This window comes from Arthrobacter sp. NPDC056493, assembly GCF_042795115.1.
GTDB lineage: Bacteria > Actinomycetota > Actinomycetes > Actinomycetales > Micrococcaceae > Arthrobacter.
In genome coordinates this window covers 1-23,561 of record NZ_JBHTSL010000017.1, presented here as the reverse complement: position 1 = coordinate 23,561, position 23,561 = coordinate 1, and the positions used below count along the sequence as shown (strand labels likewise).

Below are 23,561 nucleotides of genomic sequence, written 5' to 3'. Positions count from 1 at the left end.
CTAGTACCGCCGGCGGTACACCGGGTCGAGGGTTTCCGGGGCCACGCCCAGCATTTCGGCTGTGTGTTCCACCACCACGTCATGCACCAGGTCCTGGAGTTCCTCCTTGACGGGGCAGGCCTGTTCAACCACGCGGCGGTACAGCGTGATGATGGGGCCTTCGTCCTCGGTGGCGGGGCTGTAGCAGCCCAGGGGAGCGGGCGAACCCTCGGCCAGCAACTGTTCCAGGTTCGGCGGGATCTCATCCACGGCGAACCGGACGCCGTCGAGCGGCTTGCCCCAGATGTCATGGAGCCGCTGGGCGGAGTCCATAACCAGTTCATCAAACCGGTCCGAGCGGCTCCGGTAGCCGGGCAGCGTGGGCAACAGCAGTTCGCCACGGAGGCCGCGGCCGTGCCGGTTGCGCCGGCGTTGTGTGAAGCTCCGGCCAGCGGGGGTCCCGGCGGCGTCCCGGGGCGTTTCCGGGTCAGCCAACCGGACCGTAAAACCCGAATCATGGTGCGATGACTGCATATACAGACTTTAGACCCGCCGAATGATTTGCGCGACATAACCGGACCGGAGCCGCGCCGCCGTGGCGCGGGCCGTTCGTCAATGTCGGGAAAAGTGCCCGAGGCGGAGTATTCTGTGTTTTCGTGGGTGCAATACGTCAGTGTTCCAGGTCAGCCTGCCGCCAGTCCGCGGTGGCAACTCTGACGTACGTTTACGCGGACTCCACCGCCGTCCTCGGCCCGCTGGCAACCTACGCCGAGCCGCACTGCTACGACCTTTGCGGGCAGCATGCCGGTTCGCTGACCGTCCCGCGCGGCTGGGAAGTGCTCCGCCTGGCCATGCCCTCGCAGCCGCCCCAGCCCGGCCCCGACGACCTTCTCGCCCTGGCCGACGCCGTCCGGGAGGCGGCGTCCCGCCCGGCGGCCCCGGCCGCGGGCCAGCGCGCCGCGCACTCGGCGCTGGAAGCCCCCGCCGCTACCGAAGGCACCCGCCGCGGCCACCTGCGCATCCTGCGCGAACCGTCCTGACGCCGACGCGAACCGTCCTGGCACCGAACTGGCGGTAGGGTGGAAGCTGAAATCCGTCAGCCTCAGCGCTTGTGCCCAGCAGGGAGCCTCCACCATGCCAAAGATCAGTCCCGAACTGTTGTCCGTTCTGCGGTGCCCGGTCACCGGATCGGCTCTGACCCAGGAGGGCGAGGAACTCGTCTCAACGTCGGCGGCGGAGGGCGGCGAACGGGTCCGGTACGCCATCGAAGACGGCATTCCGCTGCTGCTTCCGCCGGAGCTCCGCGCCGCAGCCACGGCCGCCCGGTCAGACCAGCACGACGCCGGCCCCGCAGCGGCCGCCCCCACCGCCTAACACCCAGCCAGCACCGCCGAAGGCTAGACGCCGGATACAGCAAAGGATTCCCATGACGTTCGATTACAAGGTTGCCGACATCTCCCTGGCCGAGGCCGGGCGCCACCAGATCCGCCTCGCCGAGCACGAGATGCCGGGACTCATGTCGCTGCGCCGGGAATTCGGGGCCAGTCAGCCCCTCAAGGGCGCCAGGATCGCCGGGTCGCTGCACATGACCGTGCAGACCGCGGTGCTCATCGAGACCCTCACGGCACTCGGTGCCGAGGTCCGCTGGGCCTCCTGCAACATCTTCTCCACCCAGGATGAGGCCGCCGCCGCCGTCGTCGTCGGTACCGGCACCGTGGAGAACCCGCAGGGCGTTCCCGTGTTCGCCTGGAAGGGTGAAACGCTGGAGGAATACTGGTGGACCGCCGAGCAGATCCTCACCTGGCCCGGCGCGGACACGAACCCTGAGCTGGGCCCGAACATGATTCTCGACGACGGCGGCGACGCCACGCTGCTGCTGCACCGCGGCGTGGAATTTGAGGCAGCCGGCGCCGTTCCGGCGGCCGCAGCCAACGACCCCGAGGAATACGGGATCGTCCTTGACGTCCTGCGCCGTACGCTGGCCGAGGACCCGAAGAAGTGGACCCGGCTTGCCGCCGGCATCCACGGCGTCAGCGAGGAAACCACCACGGGCGTGCACCGCCTCTACCAGCTCGCCGAACAGGGCAAGCTGCTCTTCCCGGCCATCAACGTCAACGACTCCGTGACGAAGAGCAAGTTCGACAACAAGTACGGCATTCGGCACTCTCTGCCTGACGGCCTCAACCGGGCCACCGATGTCCTCATCGGCGGCAAGGTCGCCGTCGTCTGCGGCTACGGCGACGTCGGCAAGGGTGCCGCCGAGGCCCTCCGCGGCCAGGGTGCCCGCGTGATCGTCACCGAAATCGATCCCATCTGCGCGCTGCAGGCCGCCATGGACGGCTACCAGGTGGCCAGGCTGGAGAGTGTGCTGGAGCAGGGCGACATCTTCATCACCACCACGGGCAACAAGGACGTCATCATGGCCGAGCACATGGCCGGCATGAAGAACAAGGCCATCGTGGGCAATATCGGCCACTTCGACAACGAGATCGACATGGCCGGCCTCGCCAGGATCCCCGGTATCCGGAAGGTGGAGATCAAGCCCCAGGTCCACGAATGGGTCTTCGGCGGCGACTCGGCGGACAGCACCCGGTCCATCATCGTCCTGTCCGAAGGGCGCCTGCTGAACCTGGGCAACGCCACCGGCCACCCGTCGTTCGTGATGAGCAACTCCTTCGCCAACCAGACCATCGCCCAGATCGAGCTGTTCACCAAGAAGGACCAGCCCGAGGGCGAACGGGAATACGAAAACCAGGTCTACGTCCTGCCCAAGATCCTGGACGAGAAGGTGGCGCGCCTGCACCTCGATGCCCTCGGTGTTGAGCTGACCGAACTGTCCAAGGACCAGGCCGACTACCTGGACGTGGACGTGGCCGGCCCGTTCAAGCCGGAGCACTACCGCTACTAGCAGCGGCCCTGACGCAGCACCCCGGCGCGCCGTGGCACTCCACGGCGGCCGGGGTCAGCTCCGCCTTGCGATAAAATTGACTGGTCAGCGTTACCGCTGGGCACACGGACGGATGCCGATCGGCAGCCCGGCGGACACGGAGAAACCAGTCATGACGGAAAAGAACAACCGGAAAACCGGCAAGATCATCGCCGTGGTTGCCATTTGCGCTGCCGTTGCCGCAGGCGGAATCGGCGTCGCCACCGCTCCTGGCTGGGCCAACCCCGCGCCCCAATCCGAGGCCTCCAGTCCCGTCCGCAACGAGCCCGGCCTTGCCACGCCCGTGGTCAAGGCCGTGGAACTGGGTGTGACCCCGCTCGACGGCGCCAAAGGTGTAAACCCTGCGGTGGCGCCCTCCGTCAAGGCGGTCAACGGCCGCGTCCAGGACGTTGTGCTGGTGCCGACCGCCGGTGGAGAAGCAGTCAAGGGCACTGTCAGCGCCGACGGCAGCACGTGGACGGCCGTGGACCCGCTGGCCTTCAACACGCCGTACAACTACAGCTACACCATCGTGGATGGGGCGGGCCGGGAAACCAAGAAGGTCCAGACTTTCACCACGGTGGAGCCCGCCAACGAGGCGGACGCCGCCGTCTACCCGGAGAACGGCTCCACGGTCGGCGCGGGACAGCCCATCGACATCGTCTTCAGCGAGCCCGTCACCAACAAGGCTGCGATGGAAAAGGCCGTGAAGATCGCCGTCTCCTCCAGGCAGCCTGTTGCCTGGCACTGGTATTCGGACCAGAAGGTCCGCATCCGCCCCGAGAAGTTCTGGGCCTCCAACAGCCAAGTCACCGTGGACATGAAGCTGTTCGGGGTTGACTTCGGCAAGGGCATGATCGGCAACTTCAACGCCAAGGTCCAGTTCAAGGTGGGCCAGCAGCGCCTGGCGGTGGTGGACGACAACACCAAGACCATGAAGGTCTACTTCGACGGCAAGCTGGTCCGGACCGCGCCCGTCACCCTGGGCGGCACCGACTGGCTTTCCCCGTCCGGCTACGCCGTGATCATGGAGCAGGAACGGCACTCCAAGTTCAATGCGGGCAGCATCGGCCTGAAGCCCGGCGACAAGGGCTACTACCCGCCGCTGACCGTGGAGTACGCCAACCGGCTCACGTCCTCCGGCGTCTACGTCCATCAGGCGCTTGAGTCCGCATGGAGCTATGTGGGCGTCGCCAACATCTCCCACGGCTGTGTGGGGCTGCTTCCCGTGGACGCTGCCTGGTTCTTCAACAACATGAAGTCCGGCGACGTCGTCCAGGTCCTGAATACGGGCGCCGCACCAATCGAGCCGCTCGAGGGCTACGGCGACTGGAACATCCCCTGGGCCCAGTACGCGAAGCGCTGACGCGCCAGTCTCAGCTGTCCCGTGCCGCCGTGAACGGCAGGCGGTGCAGCCGTTCCCCGATCCGGTTGCTTTCCGTGCGCGCCGCGCCTAGCCGGCGGAGTTCGCGGCTGCGGCGTTCGGCCAGCACCGCAGCCAGGTAGTCGTCGGGAGTGGTTCCGGGCGGCGGCGACGGTGCCACATACTCGGACATCTCGGTGGCGAGGGCGGCGGCCATGCCGCTGCGCGACAACGGCGACATCCGCGGCGCCTGGCGCACGAACTGGGCGGCACGGCGTCCCAGGGCATCCGGAATCCGGCCGATGTCCGCGGCTTCTGCCCAAGCGGCCAGGTGCCGCGGCGTGACGGGGACGATTGCGGGTTCCACCGGGACGCGGCGGCGCAGCGAATAGGTGCCAGCCACGATGTCACCCAGCCGGCGGGACCGGCCGTCGAAGAGGGCTACAGCAATGGCAACGCCGCCGAAGGTCAGGTAGATCTCCAGGAAGCCGATCAGCGCCCTGATGACCGCGTGGCGGAAACGGATGGCCCCGCCGTCGTCACGCACTATCCGCAGTCCCGCCGCCAGTTTCCCGAGCGAGAGGCCCCGGGTCAGGGTCTCCACGGTGGCCGGGACAATGACGAAGCAGAGAACCACGCTGACCAGGGTGAGCGCTGCGGCGGCGGCCTCGTCCAGCTCATCCCGGGCGGCGCCCATTGCCATCAGAATGGCGATCAGCAGCGCGGCATGCACCACGACGTCGAGCAGCAGGCCCAGGGAGCGGGCGGCGAAGGACGCCGGTCGGAGTTCAAGGACGACTGCCTCGCCTGTGATGAGTGGACTCAATTCCTGCCCCGTACGTCGTTCCGGCCACCGGTCGCCTTAGTCTAGTTCTCCGCAGGCTAGGGTAGGAGCGTGGACATGGACGCCTTCTCCGCCGTCAACTCGGACACGTGGTCGCGGCTGCATCACCTTGCGAACAAGCGGCGCCTGAGCGGTGCCGACGCCGATGAACTGCTGCGCCTGTACCAGGTCACCTCCGCCCATCTCTCCCTCCTGCGTTCCACCGGGCCGGAAAGCGGCCTGTCCGCATCCCTGTCTGCCACGCTGGCGCAGGCGCGCACCCGCTTCACCGGAGCGCGGTCGAACTTTATGGAAGACCTGGCACAGTTCTTCGTGCTCTCGCTTCCGGCCGCCCTGTACCGGATCCGCTGGCTGACGGTGGCCTGCGGCGCCGCGTTCTGCCTTGTAGGCTGCGCTTTCGCCCTGTGGATTGGCACCTCGCCCGAAGCCCTGCGGGCCGTAGCCTCGGAAGCGGAAGTCCAGCGGTATGTCGAGCAGGACTTTATCGACTACTACTCAGAGAATCCGGCGGCGTCGTTCGCTGGCGCCGTCTGGACCAACAACGCCTGGATCAGTGCCCAGGCCGTGGCCCTGGGCATCACCGGTTTCTGGGTGCCCATGATCCTGTTCAGCAACGCCCAGGGTGTGGGTGTGGCCGCCGGGATGTTTGCCGCGGTGGGAAAGACGGACGTGTTCTTCAGCTACATCCTGCCGCACGGACTGATGGAACTGACGGCAGTTTTCGTGGCCTGCGCGGCCGGGCTGAGAATCTTTTGGGCCATGGTCTCGCCGGGCACCCGGACCCGGTCACGCGCCGTCGCAGCGGAGGGCCGGTCCATGATCACGGTGGCGCTTGGCCTGGTGCTGGTCCTGTTTGTCTCCGGTCTGGTGGAGGGTTTCGTGACGCCCAGCACGTTGCCGGTGTGGGCGAAAATCAGTATCGGCGCGGCCGTGCTGGCGGCATACTGGTCATATGTGCTGGTGTGCGGGGGGCGGGCCCACCGCTCCGGCGCCCGCGGAGACCTGGGGAGCCAGGACTCCGGCTACACAGAACTTGCAGCCTGATTATTACCGCCAGCCGATTATTCACGCAGGTGGCGGGGTGGCACATCGCGGTGCCGGAGCGGCTGACGGTAGGCTCTTGAAGAGATACAAAGCGCTGCGTGGCCCGGCATCCCCGGTGACCATGGAGCGTGGACGCCTACGGAAGTGAAGCTGCAGTGAAAGACAATACTCCGACACCGTCCGGACGCCTTAATCCGCGGCTGGATCCGGCGGCGGGCCCCGCCCTGGATCCCGCGGAGGACACCGACGAGCCGGCGTTTGAATGGATGAAGCCCGCGACTGCAGCGCGCGCCGCCGAGGGGCAGGGCGCTGCCGGCACGGCAGCCGGTCCCGCTCCGGCAGCCGGTTCCACTGCGGCAGCCGGTTCCGATGCGGCCCAGCCGGAAAGCCGTGCTGACCGCAAGGCTGCGGAGGCGGCCGCTGCCGGGAACGCCGAAACTGACCCGAACGCAGAGCCGGGCCTGCGCGCGCCGGCAGGACCGGGCGCTGCGCCCGGCCGGAACGCGGAGGCGCGCCAGCCGGCCCGTTCCTCCGCCGTGGGCACCCACTACAGCGAGCCGCTCCCCACATCCGCCCTGCAGATCCGTCCCCCGCAGGAGGAAGTGGAGCGCCGCAACGCCGAGCGCGAACAGGCAGCCAGGGCCAAGCCGGTGCTGCCGCGGTTCTTCCAGGTCCTGCTGGCGATTTTCTACCCCGTGATCCTGCTGGTCCTGGCCGTGCGCGCCGTGACCAGCCCGCTCTTCCTCTGGGTCGAATACCACCGGCCCGGCTTCCCCGGCGACGGCTACGGCTTCAACGCGGACGACCGCATGACCTACGGATCCTACGCCGTGGACTACCTGGGCAACTGGTCCGGTCCGCGCTACCTGGGCGAACTGGTCAACCGGAGCGGCGAAAAGCTGTTCAAGGACGGCGAAGTCAGCCACATGGCCGACGTGAAGCTCGTCTTCCTGTCCGCCTTCGGAGCCGGGGCACTGCTGGTCCTGATCAGCATCATCGCCATCATCTACCTGCGGCGGCGCACGCCCGGCGGAGTCCGCCGCGGGCTGTTCGCCGGTTCTATTGTGACGCTGGTTCTCATCATCGGGCTGGGCACGCTGGCCGCCCTCGGCTGGCAGCAGTTCTTCACCGAGTTCCACCGCATCTTTTTTGCCGCCGGCTCCTGGACGTTTGCGCTGGAGGACACACTCATCCGGCTCTTCCCCGGACAGTTCTGGATCGACGCCGGCCTGGTCATCGCCGCCCTTGTCCTGATCACCGCCGTGGTGACGCTGATCCTGACCTGGCCCACCCGCCGGCGCCGCGGACTGGCCCCGGCCAGGAAGGCCCGCAAGGATGAGGACGCGGATGGCAGCGACGTGAATGACGACGCCGACGACGCTCCGGAGACAGGCACAGGCACAGCCCGGCCCGTGAACCTGTAGCGGCCTGATGGCAGTACAGGTGACCGGGCCGGGGGGCCTGCTCAGCCGTACAGCTGTTCGATTTCCGCTTCAAAGTCCTTGACGACGGCGGCCCTCCTGAGTTTGAGGGAGGGCGTCAGGTGCCCCGACTCCACGGTGAAGGCGGCATCCAGGACCCGGAACTTGCGGATCGATTCGGCCTTGGACACGAGGCTGTTGGCCTGGTCCACCGCATCCTGGATGGCACCGCGTACCGCCGGGTCCGTGCAGGCTTCCACGGGGCTGAGCAACGGAACGCTGTTCGCCGTGCACCAGTGGCCGAGGCCCTCGGGGTCGAGGTTGACCAGGGCGGAAACGAACGGCTTCCCGTCACCGACCACCACGGCGTGGCCCACGAGCTGGTGTTCGCGGATCTTCTCCTCGAGCGGCCCGGGAGCAACGTTCTTACCCGCAGCGGTGACCAGCAGGTCCTTTTTGCGGCCCGTGATGGTGAGGAACCCGTCGGCGTCCAGGGAGCCCAGGTCCCCGGTGCGGAAGAAGCCGTCCGTAAACGCCTCGGCGTTGGCTGCCTCGTTGGCGTGGTAGCCCTTGAACACGCCGATGCCCCTGACCAGGATCTCGCCGTCCTCAGCGATGCGGATGGTGGTGCCCGGCGCCGGGATCCCCACCGTGCCCACCCGGGCGAGACCGGCGGTGTTCACCGTGCACGGCGCCGTGGTCTCCGTCAGGCCGTAGCCTTCGAGCACGGCGATCCCCGCACCCCTGAAGAAATGCGCATCGCCGGCGTTGAGCGGGCTGGCGCCCGAAACGGCGTACTTCATGCTGCCGCCGAACACCTGGCGGAGCCGGGGATACACAAGGCGGTCGAATAGTGCGTGCTGCGCCCGCAGCACGGCGCCCGGACCACCGCCTTCCCCACGCGCGGCAGCATCCAGCGCTTCCGAGTAGCGGACCGCCACCCCCGCGGCGGCACTGAACAGCCGCGACTTCCCGGCGTCCTTCGCCTTCTGTTCCGCGCCGGCACGGACCTTCTCGAAGATACGGGGAACAGCCAGCAGGAAGGTTGGCTTGAAGGTTTCCAGATCATCCATCAGCTGCGCGGCTCCGGAGGTGTGGCCAAGGGTCACTCCGGCCGTCAGGCACACCACCTGGACGGCACGGGCCAGCACGTGGGCCAACGGCAGGAACATCAGGGTCCTGGCGGACTCCTGCTGCAGCAGCTCGGGCAGGAAGACAACGATGTTCCTGGCCACGAGGGCGAAGTTGCCGTGCGTGATCTCGCAGCCCTTTGGCCGGCCGGTGGTGCCGGAGGTGTAGACGAGGGAGGCGACGTCCGGCAGCGCAGCTGCGGAGCGGTGCCGCTCCAGCTCGGCGTCCGTCACCCCGGCCCCCGCGGCGGCCAGGCTGGCAAGGTTGGGGGCTTCGCCGTCGTAATCCATCCGGACCACCGGCACCAGGCGGCCGGCCAGCACGCTGGAGGCGGACAGGACCTGGTCCAGCAGCGCCGCCTTCTGGCGGTCCTCAACGAAGACCCGCCCGGCGCCGGAGTCGGACAGGATCCACTCCACCTGGCTGGCCGAGGAGGTTTCGTAGATGGGCACGGTCACACCGCCGGCAAACCAGATGGCGAAATCCACCAGCGTCCACTCATAGCGGGTGGCGGAGAGGACGGCGACGGTGTCGCCGGGTGCCAGGCCGCCGGCGATGAGGCCTTTGGCCAGGGCTGTGACCTGGTCGAGGAAGTGCCCGACGGTGACGTTTTGCCAGCCGCTGGCGTCCCGGCGGGCGTAGACGGCGTGCGAAGGATTGTGCCGGTAACAGTCCAGGAGCAGGTCGGTGACGTTGCTGCTGTCCTCCAGGGCAACCATCAGTTCCGTGCTTGCTTCCCTCACGGGCGGCTCTCCATTTCGTTGATGATCACGTCCGGGTTCCACCTGCAATCGTGCCTCAGATCCAGGAAGGCATCCACATTCTGAGGCGCCAGTCCTGGTAGGTGATCATTTCGGCGGTCCAGACGGGGTAGAAGAAGGCCGAGATCAGGACCGCGGCCACGAGGAACAGGGCCACCCCGTACAGCCCGGAGCGCCGGCGCCACGGCGGGTCGGTGGTTTTCCCCAGCACCAGGCCCAGGCAGTACACGAGCGCCAGGACCAGGAAGGGCTCGAAGGACACCGCGTAGAAGAAGAACATGGTGCGCTCCGGGTACATGAACCACGGCAGGTACCCGGAGCCGACGGCGGCCAGGACCGCCCCGGCGCGCCAGTCGCGCCTGCCCGCCCACCAGAACAGCAGGACCACGAGCGAGATGGCAGCGCTCCACCAGATCAGCGGGTTGCCGACCGAAAGGATGGCCGTGGTGCAGTGGGCGAAATCGCAGCCCGGGGTGCCCTGCTTGGGGGACTCGTAGAAGAATGAGGTGGGCCTGCCCATCACGAGCCAGCTCCAGGCGCTGGCCTCGTACGGGTGTTCCGAGCTGAGCCCCTGGTGGAACTTGTAGGCCTCAAGATGGTAGTGCGCCAGGGACCGCACGGAGTCCGGCAACCAGCCCCATTCCGCGCTGGGGTTTGTCTCAGCCCACCTCCGGTAGTAGGCATCCGTGGACCGGAACCACCCGGTCCAGGTGGCGGCGTACGTCACGGCGGCCACAGGAACGATGCTGAGGAAGGCCAGGAGCCCGTCCTTGATGATTCCTGCGCTGATCCAGCCCCGGATGCCGGCGGTCCGGCGGGAGCTCAGGTCCCAGAACACAGTCAGGAGCCCGAACCCGGCCAGGAAAAACAGCGCTGACCACTTGGTGCCGACGGCCAGGCCCAGGCAGATGCCTGCCACAACCCGCCACCAGCGGACGCCCAGCCATGGGCCGGACAGCAGTTGGAGCGCCGATGGCCTGCCGGTGGGGGAGGCGGCCGCCTGCCCGCCGAGCCTGGCCGCGAGCCGGCGCCGGCCGTCGTCGCGGTCCAGTAACAGCGCGCCAAACGCGGCCAGGATCCAGAACATCAGGAAGATGTCCAGCAGGGACGTGCGCGACATGACAAGGTGGTGGCCGTCGACGGCGAGCAGCAGGCCGGCCGCCGCTCCGAGAACCAGGGAGCCGAAAAGTTTCTGGGCTATCAGTGCGAGGAGGGCGACGGACAGGGTTCCGGTCAGTGCGGCGGCGAACCGCCACCCGAAGGGGTTGTCTGCCCCGAAGAGCCACATGCCGGCTGCGATCATCCATTTGCCCACGGGCGGGTGCACCACGTATTCGGGGGTGTTCAGCAGCACGTTGGGGTTGCCGGCCACGAACGCGTCGTTGGCCTTGTCCGGCCAGCTCCGCTCGTACCCGCTCACCAGCAGCGAGTAACCGTCCTTGACGTAGTACGTCTCGTCGAACACGAGGCTGCGGGGGACATCCAGCCGGACAAACCTCAGGATCCCGCCCACGACGGCAGTCAGCGCCGGAACCAGCCAGAACCAGAGCCGGAGCGACGGCGGGTAGTCCCGCCAGGTGCGGATGCCGCCGATCAGGCGCCGGGTGAGGGCGTCTGCCGTGAAGGCCTCCGAGGGACGGCTGATCCAGCGCTTCCCGTGCGGGCCACGGCCTTCCGCGGCGGGTGCGGAAGCCGGGGTGCTTGCTGGTTCGGCCCCGTCAGGCCGCACGGAGGTCTGTGTCACGAGCCCATGCTACCGTTTGCGGCTTGTCGTGCGGCTTGGAGTGCGGCTTGGAGTGCGGCTTGGATGGGACCCGGCGGCAGTAGGCTGGATCCGTGGACCATGATGCGAGCAGCGCCCCTGACAGCACTTCCGACCTTCCCGGCAGTTCCGACCCTTCCAGCAGCGCAGAACCAGCCGGCGCCGCAGAACCGGCCGGCGCTGCGGGCAGAGGCGAGCAGGACCTCGGCAGCGGGGGTCCTGGGCGGATTGTCCTGGCAGCAACACCCATCGGCAACGTGGGCGACGCTTCGGCCCGGCTCGTGGAGCTGCTGGCAACGGCGGACATCGTGGCGGCCGAGGACACCCGTCGCCTGCACCGCCTGGTGCAGAGCCTCAACGTCGCCGTGAGCGGGCGGATCATCAGCTACCACGAGCACAACGAGGCCACCAAGACCGCGGAACTCCTGGAGCAGGTCCGCTCCGGAAAAACCCTCGTCATGGTCACCGACGCCGGCATGCCCGCAGTCTCCGACCCCGGCTTCCGGCTGGTCGAAGGCGCAGTGGCCGCCGGCCTCAAGGTCACGGCCGTCCCCGGCCCCTCCGCCGTCCTCACCGCCCTGGCCCTCTCCGGCCTGCCTACCGACAGGTTCTGTTTCGAAGGGTTCCTCCCGCGGAAGGCCGGTGAACGCGCTTCGCGCCTGGGGGATCTCGACGCCGAACGCCGCACCATGGTCTTCTTCGAGGCACCGCACCGGCTGGAGGCCATGCTGCGGGCGCTCCACGAGCGCTTCGGCCCGGACCGGCGCGCGGCGGTGTGCCGCGAGCTCACCAAGACCTACGAGGAAGTCCTCCGCGGATCGCTGCGCGACATGCTGCAGTGGGCGGAGGCCAACGAAGTGCGCGGCGAGATCGCGGTGGTGGTGGCAGGCGCGCCGGAGCGTGCACCCGGCTCGCCGGAGGACGGCGTGGCCGCCGTCAACGAACTAGTGGCCAAGGGCGTCCGGCTCAAGGAAGCCGTGGCGGCCGTCGCCGAAGAAACCCGCGTGAGCAAGCGGGAACTGTACTCCGCCGTGCTCGCCGCCCGGTGACATCCGCACTCTGGTAGGTCTTGCCCTGCTGACCCCGCCCCGGCGGCCCTGACTTACCCTGACCCGGCGGCCCTGACGCGCCCGCAGCGCGGACCAGGAGAGACGCTCTCAGCCGCCCCGCGATGCCGCCGGAGCTGCTGTGCAGCTGCACAACAAATGGCCGGACGGGCAGTGCGCCGATGCGTAGACACTGCCGAGATCCCGGCAGTACCGTGGCTTTAATCCAGCCAAGCAAGCAGCGGGCGGCAGGCGGCGGCACGCCGTGTGCAGGAGCTGCACATAACCGGCAATCCGATTGCTGACGAGGGAGTCACCGTGTCTGTTACCACACAGTCCACTGCTACCGCAGAACGCGAAAGCGAATTGCTCGCGTCTGTCCCCACCGGCCTGCTCATCAACGGCGAGTGGCGTCCTGCGGCGTCGGGCAAGACGTTCGACGTCGAGGATCCCGCCACCGGGAAGACACTGCTGAGCATCGCCGACGCGTCAGCCGAGGACGGCGCCGCTGCCCTGGACGCGGCCGCCGCCGCCCAGGAGTCATGGGCCAAGGTGCCGCCGCGTGAGCGCGGCGAGATCCTGCGCCGCGCTTTTGAACTCGTCACCGAGCGCGCCGAAGACTTCGCGTTGCTGATGACCCTGGAAATGGGCAAGCCGCTGGCCGAAGCCCGCGGCGAGGTCACCTATGGCGCCGAGTTCCTGCGCTGGTTCTCTGAGGAAGCCGTCCGTGCCTTCGGCCGGTACTCGGTCTCCCCGGACGGCAAGTCCCGTCTGCTGGTGACCAAGAAGCCGGTGGGTCCGTGCCTGCTGATCACGCCGTGGAACTTCCCGCTGGCCATGGCCACCCGCAAGATCGCCCCCGCGGTGGCGGCCGGCTGCACCATGGTCCTCAAGCCCGCGAACCTGACGCCGCTGACCTCCCACCTGTTCGCAGCCGTGATGCAGGAAGCGGGCCTGCCGGCCGGTGTCCTGAACGTGATCAGCACCACCAGCGCAGGCGCCACCACCGGCCCGCTGGTCAAGGATTCCCGGCTGCGGAAGCTCTCCTTCACCGGTTCCACCGAGGTGGGCCGCCGCCTGCTGTCCGACGCCTCCGAGACGGTCCTGCGGACCTCGATGGAACTGGGCGGCAACGCCCCGTTCGTGGTGTTTGAGGACGCCGACGTCGATGCGGCCGTTGCCGGGGCCATGCTGGCCAAGCTGCGGAACATGGGTGAGGCCTGCACCGCCGCGAACCGCTTCATCGTGCACGAATCCGTCGCCGACGAATTCGCGGAGAAGTTCGCCGCGAAGATGAAGGAGATGACCACCGCCCGCGGCACCGAGCCCGAGTCCAAGGTCGGCCCGCTGATCGACGCGAAGAGCCGGGACAAGGTGCACGAGCTGGTCACCAATGCCGTTGCCTCCGGCGCCACGGCAGTGGTGGGCGGCGCCCCCGTCGAGGGACCCGGGTACTTCTACCAGCCCACCATCCTCAAGGGGGTCACCGAGGGAACCCGGATCCTGTCCGAGGAGATCTTCGGCCCCGTCGCCCCCATCATCACCTTCTCCTCCGAGGACGAGGCCGTCCGCCTGGCCAACAACACCGAATACGGCCTCGTGGCCTACGTCTTCACGAAGGACCTGAACCGCGGCATCCGGATGGGCGAGCGGCTCGAGACCGGCATGCTCGGCCTGAACGCCGGCGTCGTCTCCAACGCCGCGGCACCCTTCGGCGGCGTCAAGCAGTCCGGCCTGGGCCGTGAAGGCGGCCTGGAGGGCATCGAGGAATACCTCTACACGCAGTACATCGGCATCGCCGACCCCTACGCCGGCTAAGGATATTTTCCGGACAAACAAGGAACGCACCTGCGGCAGGAAACCTGCTGCAGGTGCGTTCTTTTGCGCGGATGCGGCCAGCCTTGCCTGAGTCAGGCCGGTGGAGCAGCGTTTAGCGGGCTGCGGCCCGGACGCTTGCGTACTCCTCGCGGGAGACGGGCGTGGCGTCCGGTGATCCCAGCTGCTGGAGCGGAATCCGGTGCGTTTCCCTGGCAGACCAGGCCGCTATGGCCCCGATGACGGTGATGCCGAAGCAGATGGACCCGACGGTGAGCGGAACATTTGCCGAGCCCGGGGGAGCGACCACCGCAAAGAGGCTCGGCAGGAAGGACGTGATCAGGAGCCCGATGTTCTGGGAGATGGCAAACCCGGTGACCCGCGTGCGGGAGGGAAAGAGCTCCTGGAAGAAGCTGGCGAACGTGGCGTTCCAGACCTGGTACAGCGTGCCCCACATGAGGATCGCGAGGACGATGGTCAGCGGCACGTTGTTCTGGCTGACCGCGTAGAGGTACCCGTAGGCCAGCGCACCGGAGCCCAGCGAACCGACGATCATCAGCGGCCGCCGGCCGAACCGGTCCGAGAGGTCGCCGAACCAGGGGATGAGGGCGAGTGCGATGACGTTGGCCAGCACCGGAATCCAGAGGTAGACCGTGGTGCTCATGCCGATGCCGTACCCCGGCTGCGTGGCGTAAGCTGCGCCGAACACTGCGACGGTGACGCCCACAACGTTGACCAGCGTCATGCAGACCGCCCGCACTACGTTCAGCCCGCTTTCGCGCAGCACCTGGACCACCGGCATCCTGGGAACGTCCTTGTGCGCCTTCTCCTCCACAAAGACGGGCGTTTCCTCAACCCGGCGGCGGATCATGTAGCCGGCGAACACCACCAGGGCGCTGAGGAGGAACGGGACACGCCAGCCCCATGCGTGGAAGTCGTCCGCGGACAGCACAGCCGAGAGCGGGAGGAAGACGGCGGCGGCGATGATCTGCCCGGCCTGGGTGCCCTGAAGTGCGAAGCTTGCATAGAAGCCGCGGCGGCCGAACGGTGCGTGCTCCACAATCATGGCGCTGGCTCCGCTCAGTTCCCCTGCCACGGCGAAACCCTGGACGAGGCGAAGCACCAGCAGCAGGGCCGGGGCCAGTATGCCGACTTGACCATAGGTGGGCAGCAGGGCCACGGCGAAGGTCGAGACGCCCATCAGCAGCATGGCCAGGACCAGGACGTTCTTCCGGCCGTGCTTGTCACCCCACTGGCCAAGGACGAATGCCCCGATCGGGCGGGCGACATATCCCACCGCATAGGTGCCGAGTGACGCGATCAGCGCGACGGTCGGGTTTCCGCCCGGGAAGAACACCGTCGGAAAGACCAGGGCTGCGGCCTGGGCGTAGATGAACCAGTCGTAGTACTCAAGGGCGCTGCCCACCCAGCCGCTGGCGGCAGCTTTCCGGGTGCTGCTCGTCCGGTGCGTGCCAGCGTGAATCGATTCAGTCGTAGTCCGCAGCTTGCGTGTGTCGCTCTTCATATCGTCCTCCTTTGGACAAATCGTCTGCCCCGCCGGATTCGCCCCGTCGCTGGGTGTCGGATCAGGTGGGAGGTTGCGCTCCGCGCCGCCAAGGCTGCGGCAGGTCTGCGGACGACTTTTCTGGTTTCCCAGGCTTTGGATGTCATCTGGAATGCGCTTTCCCGTTTCTCAAAGATAAGGTGGCGGCGGTCACATGTCAAACGTTGGGAATGTCGGCAGGATGGCGGCGTGGCGGCAGCCGGGCGGCCCGGGCCGTGCCGGCGTTCCTGCCGGCGGCTAGCCTTCCCGGAGACGCCGGAGGCCGCTGCGGGTTCTGCGCCACAGCACCGACGCGGCGTGCCCCACCCGCAGCGCCGCCCGGCCCAGGACGCGGACAGGCCATCCAGCCACGGCTCCCCAGCGGGAGAGGACCGACGGCGGCAGCCAGTCGGCGCGAAGCCGGCTGACCATGCCGGCATTGCGGCGCAGCGCCTGCCGCACCCGGCCAATGAGTTCGACGGCGGTTTCCTCCGGCAGGCCGCGGCGCGTGGCGTCCTGGCCGGCGGGCCGGCCGTACTGATGCCGCTCGTAGGCATCCGTCAGGACCGCCACGGCCTCGGCGGTCCCGGCGTCGGGCCCCTCTCCGCCGCCGGTGCCTGCTCCGCTGCCGGGTTCTGACCCGGCCCGCTGTCGCACTGCCGCGGAGCCGCGCAGCCGGGCAGAGAACGTCCGCGGAGTCTCGCTCGGCTCAGGACGCACTCCGTAGTCCGTGGCCAAATCCTGGAGTTCGGACCAGACGAGCGGCGGCTCCGCCAGCCGGTTCCTGCCGGTGCCCGTTCCCCTGAGGCGCCTTGCCCTGATGCCTCCGCGCACCAGGCGGGGTGAGGCGGCCAGGAGGACCAGCAGCAGAACCCCGGCGGTGCTGTAAAGTGCGGGCGCCAGCTGGTTCCCGGCGTCGGCCGTTCCGCTCCCCGGCAGAGGCAGCGGGGCCGGTGTCTGCGCCGACGGTGCCGTGGCACCGTTGCTCGGCACCAGACCGTCGTTGTTCTGGTCGTTGGTGCTGGCGCCTCCGGACGTTGAGGAGTCCTGGGCGTAGGGCGGGACCACGCCACGCGAGGGCGTGGGTTCGAACGGAACCCAGCCGAGGCCCTGGAAGTACAGCTCGGGCCAGGCATGGGCATCGCGGGCGTCAACTTCGAACTCCGGGAGCGCTCCCTGGCCGGCGACAGACACTGTGGCGCCGGTCAGCCTGCCCGGCGCGTAGCCGACGGCGATCCTGCTGGGGATGCCTTCAAGCCGGGCCATCACCGCCATGGCGGACGCGAAGTGGATGCAATAGCCGCTCTTCTGGGTCAGGAAATCCGCCAGGACTGATAGCCCGTTCCCGTCATAGCCGCCTTGGACCGGCGACTCCAGGGAATAGGTGAAGCCCGGCCCGCGCAGGAACCTCTGGATCGCCATCGCCTTGGCGTAGGCTGTCCGGCTGTTGGCCGTGACGGACTCGGCGGTGGTCCGGACGATGTCCGGAACGTTCGACGGCGGCCGGATGAACTCATCGGGGATTCCCCGGACAGGGGCGGAGGACGCGTCCAGCAACTCCGTGGTCAGCTTCGGCACCGAGGACTGCACCAGGTACTGCTGGTCCCGGGAGTTGGTGTCGGTGCCCTTGATGCTCAGGGTCGCAGGGTCCCAGCTCCAGCGCCCGGTCAGGCCGTTGACGGATTCCGGGGCGTAGGGGACGGGGAGGTAGGGGCTGGTGAAGTCTCCGGTGTTGACCACCGTCACCTGCCGGGTCTGTTCGGGTGCCAGGATCTCGTGGCCCACATCCATCCGTCCGGTGCCTGCCCGGCGGCTGGCATTGCGGTCGTCCGGGGACCAGGACTCGCCGTCGAAGCGGTCCACCGTGACCGAGCGGAGGTAGAGCGGCGTGGTGGAGTTGGTGGCGTACGTGATCCTGCCCTCGCCCGTCGGGGTCCGCAGGCTGTTTCCGAGGCTGATCATGGGGTTAAGTCCTGTGGCCGTTCCCCAGGGGTTCAGCCGGGAGCCCTGCGGAAACGTGCCCTGGTCGAAGCCGGGAACCACAAGCTGCAGCAGCAGCGTGACCGCCAGCGTCACGGCTCCGGTGAGCGCGGCGCGCCTGACCTGGCCCGGGTTGCGGGCCGTGTCAGCCTGCGTCCTCGCATCAGGTACGAACCATTGGCTGCCCGCGAGGATCATCAGGTAGCCGGCGGCCGTCACCACGAATCCCAGCCATCCGACGCTCTGGGGCTTGATCATGGCCGGCACAATCAGCACCGCCAGCAGGCCGAGCCCGCTCGTGGCGGGCATACCCAGCGGAAGGGCCAGCGCATCCACGAGGATGAGGACGAGTCCCAGCGCGGCGCACGCCACCAGGACGATACCGGCGTTGGGCGCCACCGGCGAGCTCTCGGCCAGCACCGTTTCGCTGGCCCGGCGAAGATGCCTGCCCAGCGCGTCGAGGGTGGCCTGGGAGGGGAGGAAACCCGCAATGCTGTCGCGTCGGAAGAACGTGAACGTCAGGATGAAGGCCAGGGACACCAGGCCCCCCGCAGCCACCAGCAAGGGCGGGGCACGGAACGTGCGGAGCAGGGCCATGGTCAGCGAGACCACCACCACCATGGTCACCACAGGCAGGAACCACGCCCAGCCCCGAAGGACGCCGTTGAGGGACAGCGACGCGCCCAGGACGGACAACGCCACTGCGCCGGACATGACCCACGGAAAGACGCCCGCCCCGAACCGTCCGCTCCCCGGGGACGCCGGAGCGGGCTGCCGCTGGGCGTCGGCCCCCGACGGCCGCTGTGATGTCAGTGTCATCGCCCTACCTCCGCACCGCGCCGTACGTCCGCCGCAGCCGTCCACATGGCGGCATCGCCCTCGTCGAAGTACATCCAGGCGGCCGGCAGCGAGGTGGACGCCTCGACGGCGACAGCGCGCCAGCCGCCCAGCCGCAGTGCCTCAAGCACGTCATGGCAGTCCGCGGGTTTGTCCGTGATCACCACGGCAAACGCGTTGGCGGCGTAGCCGGCCGCCGGTGCCAGGGCGCGCGCCTCCGCGAGTGAGATCTTCCCCAGCAGCGCCAGGACCGGGCCGCGCATCCGGTGGGCCGCGAGTTTGTCCATGAGGCGGTCGTCATAGACGGACTGGGCCGGATCGGCGCCCCCCGCATGGTCGCGGCGTCCGGTATCGTGCTCCCGGCGCGCGTGATGCGGGCCGGTCAGCTGGATCGCGGCAAGGCTTTCGGCGATGGACTGGAGGCCGGCCGCGCCGCTGTACTCCTCGTTGTCGGGCTCCGGGGCCGAGGACGAGCGGTGGAAGGCAGGCTCACCCGCCGCGTCCAGGAACCGCAACGAGTAATTGAGTTCGGCGAGGTGGGCGCCCACGGACATCGCCGCCGTGACAGCCCACTCGAAGGTGTCGCTGGTGACGAGGTCGCTTCCGTCGTCGCCCGGGCTGCCGTACACCGAGCCGTAGCCCGAGGAATGGGCCACGAACCGGTGGTCCAGGATGACCGTGGCCTCGGGTGTGGTGACCGATTCCTCCTGCCGGACCATGAGCGAGCCGTGCCGGGCCGTGGCCGGCCAGTGCACCCGGCGCATCGGATCGCCGTGCCGGTACTCGCGCGTCATGACGTCGTCGTCGCTGGGGTTGGCCCTGGTTCGGGTGGTGGTGATGCCGTCGTTGCCGCGCGCGCCGGCCAGGCCGGTGGACGGAAGTTCGACGGCGGCCGGCGTCACGGTGAGGGTGTCGCCGTCGTCGATCGAGTGGCGGTGCAGTGACAGCCCGAACGGATCCGTGAACTCGGCGGTGACGGGGCCGATGGTGAACTGTCCGCGCTTTCCCGAGCGCAGGTGGTACTCGTAGCGGCTGGTGCCGCCCGACGCGGACCTGGCGGGAAAGCGGAACGCGGGGGATTCGCCGAACCGGGGCGGCAGCCGCTCCTCCATGATGACCCGGCCTGTGCCCAGCCCGGTCCGGGCGACGGCGAGCCGCACCGTGGTGATCGAGTCTGTCTCGACCGTGGAAGGGCTGAACTCCCGGTACACCCGGAACCGCGGCTTGACCACCCTGATGCCGGCCAGTGAAACGAGCGGCAGGACAACCAGCAGGACGCCGAGGGCCAGGAGGTCGCGGCGGCCCATGACCTGGGCGCAGAGCAGCGAGACGGCGCCGGCCGCCAGGAGCCCCCAGCCCCGGGAGCTGAAGAGATGTCGGGGGAGGCTGTCCAGCAGTGCCACGGCGGCGGTCCTGACTAGCGGCTAGGGCGGAGTTCGGGTGAAGTCCGTCCGGCCTTTGCCGTGTCCGTCATCTCCCGGCTGACGGGGATCCGGGCAAGGACGCCGCGGATCACGCCCTGCGGGGTCTCGCCCGTGCTGGCGGCTTTGCGGTCCAGGATGATCCGGTGCGCGAGCACCGCCTCGGCAACGGCCACGACGTCATCGGGCAGCACGAAGTCACGGCCGTCGAGCGCCGCCGTTGCCTTCGCGGCCCGGAGCAGTTGCAGCAGGGAACGCGGGCTTGCCCCGAGGCGGAGCATGGCGCTGTCACGGGTGGCCCGGCCGACGGCCACGGTGTACTCCTTCACGGCTTCGGAGACGAACACCTGCTGGACGGTGGCGATCATGGCGGCGACATCCGTTGCCGTGACGACCGCCTTGACCCGGGCCAGGGGGGACTCGGCCTGGTGGGTTTCGAGCATTTCGATCTCGGAGTCCTTGTCCGGATATCCCATGGAAATTCGCGCCATGAAGCGGTCCCGCTGGGCCTCCGGGAGCGGATATGTCCCCTCCATTTCGATGGGGTTCTGGGTGGCCACCACCATGAACGGTTCGCCAAGCTTGTAGGAGTGTCCGTCCACCGTGACCTGGTGCTCCTCCATGCATTCGAGCAGGGCGGACTGCGTCTTGGCCGAAGCCCGGTTGATCTCGTCGCCAATCACGATGTTCGCGAACACGGCACCCGGACGGAACTCGAACTGGCGCGAGGACTGGTTATAAATGGATACGCCGGTGACATCCGACGGGAGGAGGTCGGGTGTGAACTGGATCCGGCTGACGGAACAGTCGATGGTGCGTGCCAGTGTTTTGGCCAGCAGCGTCTTGCCCACCCCGGGGACATCCTCCAGGAGCAGGTGGCCCTGGGCGAGGAGGACCGTCAGCGCCAGTTTCGCGGCCTCGGCCTTGCCGTCGATGACGGTGTTGATGGCACTGAGGATGCGTTCGCTGGCGGCCCGGAAAGCCGGGGCTTCCAGAGGAACCGTTTTGTGTCCGTTGAGGGGGTTGACGTTGCGCGCAGCACTTCCAGTGAAGCCCTGTCCGCCGGGAAGTGCTTCGTCGATCGTGATGCGTCGGTGCGGTTCCATCGGCAACCTTTCAGCCCAGAATGAAGCGGAACGAAGCGGCGGAGGTCTGCCGTTGCCCTCGTTGGGCGCTCACATCCGTCCGTATCCAGCGTACTAACACAACTGCCGTGGCTAACAGAGAGTTCCCCGTAAATCTCCGGGTAATGCCGAGCGTAGTCTCCGGGTCATGCCGGGGGATGGGACGCGGCCCGGGCGGTGGAGAAGACGCGGCCGGGCGGCCGCTAGGCTGGAGGAATGCGGCATTCCCTGACTCCCAGGCCCTACCGGGCGCCCGGCAGTGACGGCTCCGGCAAGCGCGGTTTCCCGCCGGCCCCCGAACCGTTGCCCGTTCCCGTGATGGATAACCACACGCACCTGGACTTCCCGACTGACGACGTCCGGGTGGACATCGCGGCTGCCCTCGATGCAGCTGAAGCCGTAGGTGTCTGCGGCGCCGTGCAGGTGGGCTGCGACCTCGAATCCTCCAGGTTTACCGTGCGCGCCGTCGACGTGGATCCACGGCTTTTGGGGGCAGTGGCCCTCCACCCGAATGACGCACCGGACTACGCGGCCCGCGGTGAGCTGGAGGACGCCCTGGCGGAGATCGAGGAGCTGGCCGCCCACCCCCGCGTGCGCGCCATTGGCGAAACCGGCCTGGATTTCTTCCGCACGGAAGGGGAGGGGCTGGCCCATCAGCGCTACTCGTTCCGCCGGCACATCGACATCGCCAAGCGGCTGGACCGGACCTTGCAGATCCACGACCGTGACGCCCACGACGCCGTGGTCCAGGTCCTGCGCGAGGAGGGCACCCCGGAACGGGTGGTTTTCCACTGCTTTTCCGGGGACGCGGAGCTCGCCCGGATCTGCAACCGCGAAGGATGGTTCATGTCCTTCGCGGGGACGCTGACCTTCAAGAACGCCACGAACCTCAGGGAGGCGCTCGCCGTGGCCGATCCGGAGCTGGTGCTGGTTGAAACCGACTCGCCGTTCCTCACCCCGCATCCGCACCGGGGCCGTCCCAACGCCAGCTACATGGTGCCTTACACCGTGCGGGCGATTGCGGAATTGACAGAAACAGACCTGTCCGAGCTGTGCGGCCAAGTGAGCGCAAATACCGTGCGGGCGTACGGATCCTGGGACTAAGACCGAGCACGCCGCATGCCGGGAAATGCATACCTGGTAGGCAAATATTTTGGATGCTTTATAACGCTTCGGTTACAGTGAAAAACTATTAGCCGGGGTCGGGGAAGGCCTCCGGATGATGTAACTCACTTTCGTGACAGGCAGGGCGCCCTCGGATGTCCTGCCATGTGAGTGTGGCGACGCACATGCCTGCGGCCTGCTCCGGCCTGTCCGGAGCCACCATTTCGGTGTCCGCCGCGGGTTCCCCTGTGCGTTTTTCCCCGTGCCCGGATGGCTCAAAAGTTACGGGCAATCGTGGTCAACTTCTTCACGTCAGACGGCAAGTTCAGTTTCATCAAGGTCGGCACGCAGCTGGTGGTGCTCTCGGCCCTCGTGCTGGGGCTCGTTGCCTTTGTGGGCAGCAACAAGACAGTCACCCTGAACGTCGACGGGAAAGTCAGCTCCGTCCAGACCTTCGGCGGCACCGTCGAACAGGTGGTGAAGAGTGCAAATGTTGAATTGCACCCGGCCGACCGCGTTTCTCCGACGCTGGACGCCAGGGTTGAGAATGGCTCCGTCATCAACGTGAACATGGCGAAGGCCGTGAAGGTCAGCCTGGACGGTGCAGAGAAGACCGTGAGCACCACGGCGCAGGACGTGGCCGGGCTCGTGACCCAGCTCGGCGTCGCCAGTTCGTCGGAGCTCTCCGTGCCGAAGAACGCGCAGCTGGCCGTGGACGGTTCGTTCGTGGCCATCTCGACGCCGAAAACCGTCAGCATCATTGCCGATGGCAAGGCCAAGAAAACCACCACCACAGCAGCCGACGTTGGCGAGGTCCTCAAGGACGCCGGGATCCGGCTCGCCGCCGCAGACCGGACGTCGCAGCCGGCACACGCCCCCGTGGTCAACAACATGGTGATCAAGGTGTCCCGGGTGGCCGGCAAGACCGCCACCGTCACCGAAGAGGTCGCGTTCCAGTCCCTCTCCACGGACAGCGCCACCCTTCCCAAGGGTGAAGAGAAAGTCACCCAGGAGGGCGTTCCCGGCGAGACGACCCTTACCTACAAGCTGGTCCTGGTCGATGGCCGTGAGGCATCCCGGACGCTCGTCTCCAAGACCACCACCCGCGAGCCGGTAACCGAGAAGATCACGGTCGGCACCAAGGAAGAGCCCAAGCCCGCAGCAGCCGCCGAAAGCGGTAACACTGGGGCGGCAGCCCCGGCCATGATGAACGCGGGCATGTGGGACAAGATCGCCCAGTGTGAATCCGGCGGCAACTGGTCCATCAACAGTGGCAACGGCTACTACGGCGGCCTCCAGTTCGATGTCCAGACCTGGATTGGCGCCGGCGGCGGCGCCTACGCCCCGAACGCCAGCCAGGCATCCAAGGCGCAGCAGATCGACATTGCCAACCGCATCTACGCGGAGCGCGGCCTGCTGCCTTGGGGCTGCGGCTGGGCTGCCAGCTGCTATACCACCGG

Annotated in this window: 18 protein-coding genes; 10 read left to right on the top strand and 8 right to left on the bottom strand. The window is 67.9% G+C overall.

Going from position 1 to position 23,561, the window contains the following annotated elements; all coding sequences use genetic code 11:
* Positions 1–513, bottom strand: a complete 513-nt coding sequence (locus ACFQ50_RS09540) for a metallopeptidase family protein (RefSeq protein WP_377995283.1) — start codon at positions 511–513, stop codon at positions 1–3.
* A 122-nt stretch (positions 514–635) separates the two neighbouring features.
* On the opposite strand from ACFQ50_RS09540, the gene ACFQ50_RS09535 reads away from it, so the two are divergent.
* From ACFQ50_RS09535 to ACFQ50_RS09520, 4 genes are all read left to right on the top strand, one after another.
* Positions 636–1,019: a DUF3499 domain-containing protein gene (locus ACFQ50_RS09535; protein WP_377995282.1), complete on the top strand. Its 384-nt coding sequence runs from the start codon at positions 636–638 to the stop codon at positions 1,017–1,019.
* 94 nt (positions 1,020–1,113) lie between these two features.
* Positions 1,114–1,353 (top strand): hypothetical protein, encoded by a 240-nt coding sequence (locus tag ACFQ50_RS09530; RefSeq protein WP_331574087.1) that lies wholly within the window; start codon positions 1,114–1,116, stop codon positions 1,351–1,353.
* A 52-nt stretch (positions 1,354–1,405) separates the two neighbouring features.
* Complete coding sequence (gene ahcY / locus ACFQ50_RS09525; protein ID WP_377995281.1) at positions 1,406–2,887, top strand: adenosylhomocysteinase; 1,482 nt, start codon at positions 1,406–1,408, stop codon at positions 2,885–2,887.
* 151 nt (positions 2,888–3,038) lie between these two features.
* A complete protein-coding gene (locus ACFQ50_RS09520) occupies positions 3,039–4,271 on the top strand; it encodes an Ig-like domain-containing protein (protein ID WP_377995280.1) in 1,233 nt (410 codons plus the stop codon).
* 10 nt (positions 4,272–4,281) lie between these two features.
* Here the strand turns inward: ACFQ50_RS09520 and ACFQ50_RS09515 are convergent, their stop codons facing one another.
* Positions 4,282–5,094 carry an RDD family protein gene (locus ACFQ50_RS09515; RefSeq protein WP_377995279.1) on the bottom strand — a complete coding sequence of 271 codons (813 nt, stop codon included), beginning with the start codon at positions 5,092–5,094 and terminating at the stop codon, positions 4,282–4,284.
* A 69-nt stretch (positions 5,095–5,163) separates the two neighbouring features.
* On the opposite strand from ACFQ50_RS09515, the gene ACFQ50_RS09510 reads away from it, so the two are divergent.
* Both ACFQ50_RS09510 and ACFQ50_RS09505 read left to right on the top strand, forming a co-directional pair.
* On the top strand, positions 5,164–6,156 hold the full coding sequence (locus ACFQ50_RS09510; protein ID WP_377995278.1) for a stage II sporulation protein M: 993 nt from the start codon (positions 5,164–5,166) through the stop codon (positions 6,154–6,156).
* Between the two features lie 155 nt (positions 6,157–6,311).
* Entirely contained in the window at positions 6,312–7,580 is a 1,269-nt protein-coding gene (locus tag ACFQ50_RS09505) for a TIGR01906 family membrane protein (protein ID WP_377995277.1), read from the top strand.
* Between the two features lie 41 nt (positions 7,581–7,621).
* Here ACFQ50_RS09505 and ACFQ50_RS09500 read toward each other — a convergent pair whose 3' ends face one another.
* Positions 7,622–9,451: an AMP-dependent synthetase/ligase gene (locus ACFQ50_RS09500; RefSeq protein WP_377995276.1), complete on the bottom strand. Its 1,830-nt coding sequence runs from the start codon at positions 9,449–9,451 to the stop codon at positions 7,622–7,624.
* A gap of 55 nt (positions 9,452–9,506) precedes the next feature.
* Complete coding sequence (locus tag ACFQ50_RS09495; protein WP_377995275.1) at positions 9,507–11,213, bottom strand: dolichyl-phosphate-mannose--protein mannosyltransferase; 1,707 nt, start codon at positions 11,211–11,213, stop codon at positions 9,507–9,509.
* 92 nt (positions 11,214–11,305) lie between these two features.
* Between ACFQ50_RS09495 and rsmI the strand changes: the two genes are divergently transcribed.
* Positions 11,306–12,280 carry a 16S rRNA (cytidine(1402)-2'-O)-methyltransferase gene (gene rsmI / locus ACFQ50_RS09490; RefSeq protein ID WP_377995274.1) on the top strand — a complete coding sequence of 325 codons (975 nt, stop codon included), beginning with the start codon at positions 11,306–11,308 and terminating at the stop codon, positions 12,278–12,280.
* A gap of 315 nt (positions 12,281–12,595) precedes the next feature.
* Positions 12,596–14,095: an NAD-dependent succinate-semialdehyde dehydrogenase gene (locus ACFQ50_RS09485; RefSeq protein WP_377995273.1), complete on the top strand. Its 1,500-nt coding sequence runs from the start codon at positions 12,596–12,598 to the stop codon at positions 14,093–14,095.
* Positions 14,096–14,207: 112 nt separating this feature from the next.
* On the opposite strand, the gene ACFQ50_RS09480 is transcribed toward ACFQ50_RS09485, so the two are convergent.
* From ACFQ50_RS09480 to ACFQ50_RS09465, 4 genes are all read right to left on the bottom strand, one after another.
* Complete coding sequence (locus ACFQ50_RS09480; RefSeq protein WP_377995272.1) at positions 14,208–15,617, bottom strand: MFS transporter; 1,410 nt, start codon at positions 15,615–15,617, stop codon at positions 14,208–14,210.
* Between the two features lie 276 nt (positions 15,618–15,893).
* Positions 15,894–18,434 (bottom strand): transglutaminaseTgpA domain-containing protein, encoded by a 2,541-nt coding sequence (locus tag ACFQ50_RS09475; RefSeq protein WP_377995271.1) that lies wholly within the window; start codon positions 18,432–18,434, stop codon positions 15,894–15,896.
* Positions 18,431–19,855 carry a DUF58 domain-containing protein gene (locus ACFQ50_RS09470; protein ID WP_377995270.1) on the bottom strand — a complete coding sequence of 475 codons (1,425 nt, stop codon included), beginning with the start codon at positions 19,853–19,855 and terminating at the stop codon, positions 18,431–18,433. Before ACFQ50_RS09470 ends, ACFQ50_RS09475 begins: the two co-directional genes overlap by 4 nt.
* 14 nt (positions 19,856–19,869) lie before the next feature.
* A complete protein-coding gene (locus ACFQ50_RS09465; RefSeq protein ID WP_377995269.1) occupies positions 19,870–20,979 on the bottom strand; it encodes an AAA family ATPase in 1,110 nt (369 codons plus the stop codon).
* 234 nt (positions 20,980–21,213) lie between these two features.
* Here ACFQ50_RS09465 and ACFQ50_RS09460 point away from each other — a divergent pair, with 234 nt between their 5' ends.
* Together ACFQ50_RS09460 and ACFQ50_RS09455 are read left to right on the top strand one after the other, a co-directional pair.
* The gene (locus ACFQ50_RS09460) at positions 21,214–22,101 is read left to right on the top strand and encodes a TatD family hydrolase (RefSeq protein ID WP_377995268.1); all 888 of its coding nucleotides are present in this window, start codon (positions 21,214–21,216) and stop codon (positions 22,099–22,101) included.
* A gap of 294 nt (positions 22,102–22,395) precedes the next feature.
* Positions 22,396–23,561: ubiquitin-like domain-containing protein (locus ACFQ50_RS09455; RefSeq protein WP_377995329.1), on the top strand; the 1,166-nt coding region annotated here is incomplete at its 3' end.